This window comes from Actinomycetospora sp., from assembly GCF_036497585.1.
Lineage (GTDB): Bacteria > Actinomycetota > Actinomycetes > Mycobacteriales > Pseudonocardiaceae > Actinomycetospora.
Genome location: NZ_DASXJD010000254.1, coordinates 1 through 9,599 on the forward strand (window position 1 = coordinate 1; position 9,599 = coordinate 9,599).

Consider the following 9,599-nt stretch of genomic DNA (forward strand, 5'->3'; position numbering starts at 1 on the left):
CGACGAGTACGCCGGGGGCACCGTGGTACTCCCGCAGGCCGGTGAGCACACCAAGTCCGAGGACGAGAAGGCCGGCGCCACCGGCACCGACACCGAGACATCCGAGGACTCCCAGCAGTCCGACGACTCCGGGGACCAGCACACCGAGGAGATCCCGGCCCAGCGTGAGTCCGATGGCGCGGAGCCGCACCAGAAGGAGGGCGGCCTGCGGCGCCTGTTCCACCGCAGCTGAGGGTCGGCGCGCACATGCTGCACGCCGGGATCAGATCTTGGAGGTCCGGGCCCGCCGGCGGTGTGATCCCGGTCATGAACGAGTGGATCGCCGAGGTCGGGCCCGCGAACGCCGAGCTCCTCGCGACGCGCAGCCGCACAGCCGTGCTGGCCTCGGAGTACCGGCCGAAGGATCTCGGGGACGGCCGGATCCTCTACTCGAAGCGGGCGCTCGGTGCCGCCCGCGAGCTCTCCGAGGAGGAGGAGGGCGCGATCACCGACGACGGCGAGGGCCTGCGCGTCTGGGTCGGCGACGACGCCTTCGACCTCGAGGAGAACTGAGGTCAGGTCGGCTCGGAGGAGGGGCGGGCCGGGCGACCAGGCTTCGTTCAACGATCCGACACGTAGACTCCGCGACCGTGACCGCCGCCGATCCGGACCGCGCCGCCCAGGCCGCGCTGGAGGCGCTGTCCACCGCGCACGTGGCCCAGACGTCCTCGACGGCCGAGCGGGTCGCCGACGCGCTGCGCGAGCAGGTCGTGGAGGGGCGGCTGTTGCCCGGGGTGCGGCTGGGGGAGCAGGCGTTCTGCGAGGCGATGCGGGTCTCGCGCAACACCCTGCGGGAGGCGTTCAGCCAGCTCGTCGCGGAACGGATCCTCGTCCGCGAGCAGCACCGCGGGGTGTTCGTCGCGACGCCGGGCGTGGCCGACGTGGCGGACGTCTACCGCAGCCGGCGCGTCGTCGAGCCCGCCGCGGTCCGCCACGGCGAGCTCGGCCGCGACCAGGCCGCGATCGCGCGGGTGCGGGCCGCCGTGGAGGAGGGCCGGGCCGCGGCCGAGCAGGGCGACTGGGTCGGCGTCGCCGACGCCAACCAGCACTTCCACCGCGCGCTCGTCGGGCTCGCCGGCAGCACGCGGCTCGACGCGCAGATGGACCTGCTGCTCGCCGAGATGCGGCTGACCTTCCATCGCATGGGCACCCACCGCGACTTCCACGAGCCCTACCTGGAGCGCAACGACGCCGTCGCGGCGCTCGTCGAGCGCGGCGAGCTGGAGAAGGCGGCCCTCGAGGTGGCCGACTACCTCGCCGACGCCGAGGCCCGCATCGTCGCCTCCCTCAGCCCACCACGGCCCTGACCACCGCGGCGTGCTCCCGCAGCGTCTCGGCGGGGTCCTGCCCGGGCTGGCGGCCGAACCCGCAGTACATCGCGACCCCGAAGTCGGCGAGGTAGCGCGAGGCCGTCCGGTGCCGGCGGCGCAGCCCGTCCTCGCCGTCGAGCGGGAGCACGATCCCGAGGAAGACGCGGGTGTGCGGTGCGTGCAGCCCGGCGAGCGGCGCGAAGAACGCCTCGTCCTCGCTGCGCAGGTAGCGCGGCCCGGCCAGGTGCAGCCAGTCCAGCGGCCGGCCGGCGTGGGCGGCGGCGTGGTTGGCCATGTGCACCAGCAGCCCCATGTCCCGGGCCTCGAACATCGGCCACTCGGGGAACGTGCCGTAGCACAGGTGCAGACCCAGCAGGACGTCCTCGGGCACGTGCGGGGCCAGCCGTGACCAGGGGCCGGCGAACCGGTCCCAGGCCCCCTCCCGGCCGCCCTCGGTCCAGCCGAGGACCTGCTCGTTGTCGAGCACCTCGTAGGCGCAGTCGAACTGCACCGCCAGGTCCCGAGCGGGGATCGCCGCGAGGACCTCGTCGAGGGAGCGGAGGGTGAGGTCCTCCAGCGCCGGCCCGACGACGTCCCAGTCCCGGGCGTAGTGGTCCTTGAACGCCCCGGTGAACACACTCGACGGGCCCGGAACGTTCACCTGGAACCGCTGGTCCTCGCCGATCACACCCTCGTCGCGGAGGCGCCGGAAGAGCGCGTAGGACTCCAGCATCACCGGCACCCGCGGCCAGCGCTCGAACCGCAGCGTCTCCACGCCGGGGCGCACGGTCAGCCGGGCCGTCTCGTAGGCGTGCCGGGCGCGTCCGGTGGGCGAGGCGCTCGGGACGAGCACCTCGACGTCGGGATGCGGCTCGAGCAGCTGGGTCCGGTCGAAGCCGACCCACGCGCCGAGCGGCCCGGACTCGCCGTCGGGCAGCGCCGGGACGAGGTCCCCGACGAGGCCGGCGCCGGCGCGGAACGCCTCCTCGGCCGAGGGCGTCGGGAGGCTCCCCACCAGCAGCAGCTCGCTCGTCACCCGTGCGGTCACGTCGGCATCCTGCCGCGCGGGGCGCCGCACGGCGAGGGGGTGAACCATCGGGGCGCGTGCTCCGTGTACTCCGGCAGGAACCCCGACAGCAGAGGACGTGGCGATGACCCGCAGCACGCAGTCCGCGAGCACGATCGACCACGGGTCCCGGACGGCGGGCCCGTCGGCGGCGATCCTGCGCGCGGTCCAGGTCCTGGGTGTGCTGTCCGTGCTCAACCTGGTGTGCCAGTACGTCACCGCCGGCCAGCTCTTCCCGCGCGGCGGGCCCCTCCCGATCCACGCGAGCGGCGCGATCGTGATGCACGTCGTGACCGCCCTGCTCACCGTGGCCGCGGTCCTCTACGCCCGGGCGCACCGGGGACCGTGGTGGCCCGCGCTCGTCGCCGCCGTGGTGTTCGTGCTGAGCTTCGTGCAGGCCTACTACGGCGAGCACACGAACCTGGCGATCCACGTCCCGGGGGCGCTCGTGCTCACCGTGGGGATCGTCTGGGTGACGGCCTGGTCGTTCACCCGCGCCGCGCGACGCTGACCGAGGGGGTGGTGGAGGTGGGCGAGTCGGGGGACGCGGAGCTGATCCGCCTCCTGCACGACCAGCACGGCGCCGCGCTGTGGGCCGTCGCCCTGCGCACCACCGCCGACCGGGGCCGGGCCCAGGACGCCGTCCAGGAGACCCTGCTGCGCGCCTGGCGCCACCCCGACGCCCTCGACCCGAGCCGCGGCAACCCGCGGCCCTGGCTGCTGCGCACGCTGCGCAACGTCCTCATCGACGAGTGGCGGGCCCGCTCGGCGCGCCCGGAGCTGCTCTCCGAGGATCCCGACGGCGTCGGCTCCGCGTCCGACCCGCGAACCGTCACCGACCACGCCGAGGCCGCCGTCCAGTCATGGACCGTCGCCGCCGCCCTCGACCGGCTCTCGGCCGAGCACCGCGCGGTGCTCGTGGAGTGCTACTACCGGGGCCGTACGGTCGGCGAGGCGGCGGCGGTGCTGAACGTACCGCCGGGCACCGTGAAGTCGCGCGTGCACTACGCGCTGCGGGCACTGCGCCTGGCGCTGGAGGAGATGGGGGTCGGGTCGTGAGCTGCCCGCACCGCTTCGATGTCGGCGTCTACGTCCTCGGGGCGCTCGACCCGGGGGAGCGCGAGGCCTTCGAGGCCCACTTCGACGGGTGCGCCGCCTGCCGGGCGGAGCTGACGTCGGTGGCGGGGCTGCCCGGCCTGCTCGCCCGCGCCGGGACCCCCGCGCACGACCCCGACGACCCCGGTCCCGACGACGCCGTCCTGGTGCCGCCTGCCGAGATCCTCACGGGGACGGTCCGGCGGGTGCGCCGCCGGCGCCGCGTGGCGCTGCTGGCCGCCGCGGCGGCGATCGTGCTCGCGCTCGCGACAGGAGCCGGGGTCGCGGTCTGGACGACGTCCGGTGCGGCCCCCGGACCGGACACCGTCGCCGCCGCGCCGGCCCGGGAGATGGTGCTGCCCGCCGTCGCGGGCTCGGAGTCGTCCGGCCTCGCCGGGCTGACCGCCCGGCCGTGGGGCACCGCGGTGTCGCTGACCTGCGTCTACGAGGGGGCGCCGCAGGCCCCGGCGCCCCCGGACGCGCCGCGGACGACCTACGTGCTCGTCGTGCGTTCCTCCGACGGCCGCCTCGAGCAGATCGCGAGCTGGAGCCCCCCACCCGGGCAGGACGTCCGGGTGGCCGCCTCCACGGACCTGCCGCCGGACCGGGTCCAGGGCCTGGAGGTCCGCACCGTCGCGGGTGCGGTGGTCATGCGCTCCTAGGGGTGCGCGCCGGTCAGCGCGCGGAACCGGTGACCGCGAAGGGCACCGAGGAGGCGGGCGCGCTCGCCGCCCGGGCCGCCTCGGACCCCGCCGCCGGGTGCCACAGCCCGCGTCGGCCCAGCTCCGCGAGCGGGCCCTCGCCCACCCAGTAGGCCTCCTCGAGGTGCGGGTGGCCGGAGAGCACGAACTCGGTGATGCCCAGGGCGTGGTACTCGGCGATGCGGTCGGCGACCTCGCCGTGGCTCCCGACCAGCGCGGTGCCCGCGCCGCCGCGGACGAGCCCGACGCCCGCCCAGAGGTTGGGCGAGACCTCGAGGTCGCCGGCGGTCTTGGTCCCCCCGGAGTGCAGCGAGCGCATCCGCTGCTGGCCGACCGACTCGCTCTTCGACAGTCCCGCCTGGACCTGCGCGATCATCTCCTCCGGGATGCCGCGCAGCAGCTCCTCGGCCTGTGCCCAGGCGGCGTCGGCGGTGTCGCGGGTGATGACGTGCAGCCGGATCCCGAACCGCACCTCCCGGCCCTGCGCCGCTGCGAGCCCCCGGATCCACTCGATCTTCTCCGCGACCTGGGCCGGCGGCTCACCCCAGGTGAGGTAGACGTCGACGTGCTTCGAGGCCACGTCGCCGGCCGCGGGGGAGGACCCGCCGAAGTAGATCGGCGGGACCGGGTCGGGCACGCGCTGCAGCTGGGCGCCCTCGACGTGGACCTGCTCGCCGTCGAGGGTGACCTGCTCGCCCGCCCACAGCCGGCGCACGACGTCGAGGAACTCCCCGGTGCGGGTGTAGCGCGCGTCCTTGCCGAGGAAGTCGCCGTAGGCGCGCTGCTCGGTGGGCTCGCCGCCGGTGACGACGTTGACGAGCAGCCGTCCCCCGGAGTGGCGCTGGAACGTCGCGCCCATCTGCGCGGCCAGCGTGGGGGAGACCCCGCCCGGGCGGAACGCGACGAGGAACTTCAACCGCTCGCTCTCGGCCGCCAGCATCGCCGTCGTCAGCCAGGCGTCCTCGCACCAGGCGCCGGTCGGGGTGAGCGCGCCCTCGAACCCGACCGTCTCGGCGGCGCGGGCTATCTGGCCGAGGTACCCGAGCGAGGCCTCGCGCGGGGTGCCGGCGGCCCGGGCCTCCAGGCCGTGTCCGCCGCCGACGAGCCCGCGGGAGTCGCCGTAGGTGGGCAGGAACCAGTGCGCGGTCAGCGGCGGGAGGGCGCCGCCGTGGGCGCCTGCGGCGTCACGAGCAGCGGTGATCGTGGGGGTGGCCATGGTGGCGGGTCCTTGTCGACGACGTCGGGTGCGGGGGACGCGGTCACCGACGACAGGCCAGCGAGGTGACCCGGCGGAGGTCGACGTGGCGGCGCCGGGTGAGCAGGCGGCCGGTCTCGACGGGGGTCACGGGGACCGATCCTGCGGGTGCGGCGCGGGATCGACAACCGGGCGGGAGCCGGGTCACGTCGCGGCGCCCCTCGCTCGCCCGGCCCCGCCGGACGGACAGGATCTCCGTCGTCGTTGTCGCCGCCGGACGCCGACGTGTATCAAGGCGGCATGGCCAGCCTGATCGACAGCGACCGCGCGGCGGGGGTCCGGTGAGCGTCTCGGTCGAACGGGGGATCGAGATGGTCGTCCACGGTCGGCGGCTGCGGCGGGACCGCGCGCTGATCATGGCCATCGTCAACCGCACGCCGGACTCGTTCTACGACAACGGCGCCACCTGGCGGCCCGAGGCCGCGCAGGCCGCGATCGAGCGGGCGGTCGCCGCGGGCGCGGACGTCGTCGATCTCGGGGGCGTCCCGGCCAGCCCCGGCCCCGTGGTCAGCGTCGAGGAGGAGATCGACCGGGTCCGCCCGACCCTCGTCTGGGCGCGGGAGCGCTTCACCGACCTCGTGCTGTCGATCGACACCTACCGCGCCGAGGTTGCCGACGCCCTGCTGGCCGCGGGCGGGGATCTGGTCAACGACAGCTGGGCCGGCTGGGACGAGGAGATCATCCCCGTGACGGCCCGCCACGGCGCCGGGTACGTCTGTGCCCACACCGGCGGGCTGACCCCGCGCACTGACCCGGTCCGGCCCCGCTACACCGACGTGATGGGCGACGTCGTCGCGGTCACCACCGCCCTCGCGGAGCGCGCGGTCGAGGCGGGGGTGCCGGCCGAGGGCATCCTGCTCGACCCGACGATCGACTTCGGGAAGAACACCCCCCAGAGCCTCGAGGTGCTGCGCGAGATGCCGCGGCTGGTCGCCACCGGCTGGCCGGTGCTGCTCGCGATGTCGAACAAGGGCGTGGTGGGGGAGACGCTCGACGTGCCGCTCGAGGGCCGGCTCACCGGCACCCTCGCCGCGACGGCGCTCGCTGCGGCGCACGGGGTCGCGATGGTGCGCGCCCACCAGGTGGCGGAGACCCGCCAGACCGTCGAGATGGTCGCCAGCGTCCTGGGCCACCGGCCCCCGGCCCGTGCGCAGCGGTGGATGGACTGATGCACCAGGTCTGGCCGCTGCCGGGCCGACCGATCGACGACAGGGACGACGGGGCGCTCGAGGAGCTCTACCGCTACCCGCTGGACGCGGCCGACCGATGGCTGGCCGTCAACTTCGTCAGCTCCCTCGACGGCGGGATCGAGGTCGACGGTCGCAGCGCCGGCCTCTCCACCCCCGCCGACCGCCGGGTCTTCGCGCTCGGGCACGACCTCGCCGACGTCGTCCTGCTCGGCTCCGGCACCGCGCTCGCCGAGGACTACCCCGGCCTGCGACCCGACGCGCGTGCCGCCGACCGTCGTCGTCGGCACGGGCTCTCGCCGGCGCCCCCGCTCGCCGTCGTGACCTCCGGGTCCCTCCCGGCCGACGCCACCAGCCTCGTCGACGTGCTCGTCCCGTCCATCGTCGTCACCAGCGCGGCCGCTCCCGCCGAGCAGCAGGAGGCGTGGCGTGCGGCCGGCGCGCAGGTGCTCCTGGCCGGCGACGAGGCCGTGGACCTGCCGACCGCGCTCGCCCGCCTGGCCGACGACGGCTACCGGCGGATCGACTGCGAGGGCGGCCCCGGCCTCGTCGGGACCCTGCTGCACGACGACCTCGTCGACGAGCTGCGCCTCTCGATCGCGCCGATGGCGGTGGCCGGCCGGGCGGGGCGGGTCGCGACGAGCGCCGAACCGCTCGACGCCCCCCGGGGCTTCGAGGTCGCGTCGCTGCTCGTCGACGACGACGGCACCCTGCTGGTCCGCTACGTGAGGGCCGGGTTGCGGCGGTAGGGCTCGACGTCGGAGGCGTGCAGCGGTACCCGCACCCCGGCGACCACGGCCTCGACGTCGAACCACACCCGCCGACCGGTCCCGCCGTCGTCACCCGCACCCGACACCTCCCACTCGACGCGGGCGGTGCCGGACAGGTGCAGCGCGCGGCCGGCCGGGAAGTCGACGAACAGCAGGGCCGCGGCCGGGTCCACCGCGAGGTTGCCGAAGCTGTTGAACATGTTGTTGCCCGGATAGTCGGGCCACCACAGGTGCCGCCCGTCGGCCACGCGCACGAAGCCGGCCGGGCCACCCCGGTGGGAGGCGTCGTTGCCGCGCGCCGGGTGGGTGGTGCCGAGCAGGAGCGTGTCGGCGGTCCGGACGAGGGCTTGGTCGGCGGAGGAGAGGACCGCGGTGCGCGTGGGGGGAACGTCGTCGGGGGTTGTCTCGGCGTCGTGCTCCAGGGCGCGCTGCTGGATGTACTGCGGGCAGTTGCCGTACGCCTGGTCCACCTCGACGGTCAGGCCCTCCGGTCCGGCGGCGACGAGGGTGCCGTTGACCCGGGCGCGGCGGCGGCGGGCGAACTCGATCGCGATCAGGCCGGCCGGCTGGTCGGCGGGCAGTCCTCGCAGCGGGTCGCCCGGCGCCGGCACCATTCCGATCTGCAGGGTCGTGGCGTCGGACGGGTGGAGGAAGCCACGAGTCCCGGTCAGCGGCGAGACCCACAGCCGTCCCGCCGTGTCCCGGGCGGAGAGAGCAGCGAAGGTCCGCTCGGCCAGGAACTGCCCGGTGCCGCCGCGCAGGTCGGGCTCGTCGACCATGCGTGCGAGCCGGTCGGCCTGGGCGAGCGTGCCCGCGCGCTGCTGCACCGCCCGCTCGCCGGCGTGGAACCCGCGCTCCGGCGTTGTCGCCGCGCCCATGGCCGCCTCCTGTATCTAATGGTCGTTAATACCGTCCGCATTAGTGACGGTGCTCTGATCGCATGGCAAAGTCAAACGGGATACGGGCCGCTCAAGCATTAGGACGGGGGGGCGGGTGGCGATGACGACACAGGGTGCGGCCCACGGTGAATCGTGGCCGGTGGAGCTGATGAACACGGTGCGGGCCGGCCGGCAGGGGGTGCAGGACACGCTCGACGACCCGGAGCAGGCGGCGGCGTGGCTGGAGCGGGCCGGGCTCGGGCTCGGCGGGGCGGTGCTCGGTCCGATGGGTCCGCCGGGTCCCCTCGACATCGACGTCCTGCAGCGGTTGCGGACCCTGCGGGACGCGCTGCGCCGGCTGGCCGCCGAGGCCACGGCCGACGACCGGACGACGTGGACCTCACCCGTCGGCCACGTCGACGAGGCGGTGGCCGTCGTCAACGCCGCCGCGGCCGCCGCTCCGACGTGGGCGGCGTTGGACCGGGACGCCGACGGCGGGCTGGTGCGGGTGGCGCGGTCCGCGGCGTCACCTGCGCTCGCCGTCGTCGGGATGCTCGCGGAGCGTGCGGTCGACCTCTTCACGGATCCGGAGGGCCTCCGTGCCTGCCGGGCGCCGGGCTGCGTCCTCTACTTCGTCAAGGCCCACCCGCGGCAGGAGTGGTGCTCGACGGGGTGCGGCAACCGCGCGCGGGTCGCGCGGCACTACCGCCGCCACCACCACGGCGATCAGTTCGAGTAGATCCGGGTCGGTGAGACCAGGACCGCGGCCCGACGGTCGCGGGCCATCACGGCGTCGAACTCGTCCCAGTCGTCGTGGGTGCCTCCGGCCGCGGCGAAGACCTCGCGCAGCAGGCCGGGGATCTGCTCCTCACCGACGCCCGGGTGCTGGTCGTCCGGCCCGACGATCTCGACCGTGCCCTCGACGGTGGCCCAGCGCCAGCCGGAGCGGGCGGTCACCGCGGTCCACGGGCGGCGGCGGAGGTTCTGCAGCTTCGCCCGGCCGTAGGTGACGAAGGCGAACACGTCTTCGCCGGTGACGGGATGCGGGATCACGCCCGCGTTCACGACGGACGACTGGATCGACCCGTCGGCCCGGGCGGTGGCCACGACGACGAGACCCTGCTCGCCCGCGCAGAGCGCGAACACGTCGGAGAGCTCCATGTCCGTGAGTCTGCTCCTCCTCAGAAGTCGGGGTCGTGGTCGTAGCGGGTGGGTGGGGCCGGCTCGGTGACGGTGGTGGTCGGGCTGGCGTGGTGGGTGAGGCGGGCGGCGGTGTCGCGGGCGGCGTCGGTGAGGTG

General features: G+C 75.2%; 13 protein-coding genes. 9 read left to right on the forward strand and 4 right to left on the reverse strand.

All coding sequences use genetic code 11. The annotated features are described in order from the left end of the window. From VGH76_RS26480 to VGH76_RS26490, 3 genes are all read left to right on the forward strand, one after another. A partial coding sequence (locus VGH76_RS26480) for a hypothetical protein (RefSeq protein ID WP_331559760.1) occupies positions 1 to 232 on the forward strand: 232 nt, incomplete at its 5' end. A 74-nt stretch (positions 233 to 306) separates the two neighbouring features. Beyond that, the gene (locus tag VGH76_RS26485) at positions 307 to 552 is read left to right on the forward strand and encodes a hypothetical protein (protein WP_331559761.1); all 246 of its coding nucleotides are present in this window, start codon (positions 307 to 309) and stop codon (positions 550 to 552) included. A gap of 77 nt (positions 553 to 629) precedes the next feature. Beyond that, positions 630 to 1,346: a GntR family transcriptional regulator gene (locus VGH76_RS26490; RefSeq protein ID WP_331559762.1), complete on the forward strand. Its 717-nt coding sequence runs from the start codon at positions 630 to 632 to the stop codon at positions 1,344 to 1,346. Here VGH76_RS26490 and VGH76_RS26495 read toward each other — a convergent pair. Further along, positions 1,327 to 2,397: a hypothetical protein gene (locus tag VGH76_RS26495; protein ID WP_331559763.1), complete on the reverse strand. Its 1,071-nt coding sequence runs from the start codon at positions 2,395 to 2,397 to the stop codon at positions 1,327 to 1,329. The two genes, VGH76_RS26490 and VGH76_RS26495, sit on opposite strands and share 20 nt — an antisense overlap. Before the next feature lie 103 nt (positions 2,398 to 2,500). Here VGH76_RS26495 and VGH76_RS26500 point away from each other — a divergent pair, with 103 nt between their 5' ends. Genes VGH76_RS26500 through VGH76_RS26510 form a run of 3 tightly spaced genes read left to right on the forward strand, consistent with a single transcriptional unit; the run spans position 2,501 to position 4,172 of the window. After that, the gene (locus VGH76_RS26500) at positions 2,501 to 2,926 is read left to right on the forward strand and encodes a hypothetical protein (protein ID WP_331559764.1); all 426 of its coding nucleotides are present in this window, start codon (positions 2,501 to 2,503) and stop codon (positions 2,924 to 2,926) included. Positions 2,927 to 2,943: 17 nt separating this feature from the next. Continuing rightward, positions 2,944 to 3,474, forward strand: coding sequence for a sigma-70 family RNA polymerase sigma factor (locus VGH76_RS26505; protein WP_331559765.1), 531 nt, complete (start codon positions 2,944 to 2,946; stop codon positions 3,472 to 3,474). Beyond that, positions 3,471 to 4,172: a zf-HC2 domain-containing protein gene (locus VGH76_RS26510; protein WP_331559766.1), complete on the forward strand. Its 702-nt coding sequence runs from the start codon at positions 3,471 to 3,473 to the stop codon at positions 4,170 to 4,172. The genes VGH76_RS26505 and VGH76_RS26510 overlap by 4 nt, the downstream gene beginning before the upstream one ends. 13 nt (positions 4,173 to 4,185) lie before the next feature. Here the strand turns inward: VGH76_RS26510 and VGH76_RS26515 are convergent, their stop codons facing one another. Then, positions 4,186 to 5,427, reverse strand: a complete 1,242-nt coding sequence (locus VGH76_RS26515) for an LLM class flavin-dependent oxidoreductase (protein WP_331559767.1) — start codon at positions 5,425 to 5,427, stop codon at positions 4,186 to 4,188. 350 nt (positions 5,428 to 5,777) lie between these two features. Between VGH76_RS26515 and folP the strand changes: the two genes are divergently transcribed. Together folP and VGH76_RS26525 are read left to right on the forward strand one after the other, a co-directional pair. Next, the gene (folP, locus tag VGH76_RS26520; protein ID WP_331559772.1) at positions 5,778 to 6,635 is read left to right on the forward strand and encodes a dihydropteroate synthase; all 858 of its coding nucleotides are present in this window, start codon (positions 5,778 to 5,780) and stop codon (positions 6,633 to 6,635) included. Next, positions 6,635 to 7,402, forward strand: coding sequence for a dihydrofolate reductase family protein (locus VGH76_RS26525; RefSeq protein WP_331559768.1), 768 nt, complete (start codon positions 6,635 to 6,637; stop codon positions 7,400 to 7,402). The genes folP and VGH76_RS26525 overlap by 1 nt, the downstream gene beginning before the upstream one ends. Here VGH76_RS26525 and VGH76_RS26530 read toward each other — a convergent pair. After that, entirely contained in the window at positions 7,375 to 8,301 is a 927-nt protein-coding gene (locus tag VGH76_RS26530; RefSeq protein WP_331559769.1) for a pyridoxamine 5'-phosphate oxidase family protein, read from the reverse strand. The genes VGH76_RS26525 and VGH76_RS26530 overlap by 28 nt on opposite strands. Before the next feature lie 121 nt (positions 8,302 to 8,422). Here VGH76_RS26530 and VGH76_RS26535 point away from each other — a divergent pair, with 121 nt between their 5' ends. Next, positions 8,423 to 9,040 (forward strand): CGNR zinc finger domain-containing protein, encoded by a 618-nt coding sequence (locus tag VGH76_RS26535; protein WP_331559770.1) that lies wholly within the window; start codon positions 8,423 to 8,425, stop codon positions 9,038 to 9,040. On the opposite strand, the gene VGH76_RS26540 is transcribed toward VGH76_RS26535, so the two are convergent. Beyond that, positions 9,028 to 9,462 (reverse strand): TIGR03618 family F420-dependent PPOX class oxidoreductase, encoded by a 435-nt coding sequence (locus VGH76_RS26540; RefSeq protein WP_331559771.1) that lies wholly within the window; start codon positions 9,460 to 9,462, stop codon positions 9,028 to 9,030. The genes VGH76_RS26535 and VGH76_RS26540 overlap by 13 nt on opposite strands. Between the last annotated feature and the right edge of the window lie 137 nt (positions 9,463 to 9,599).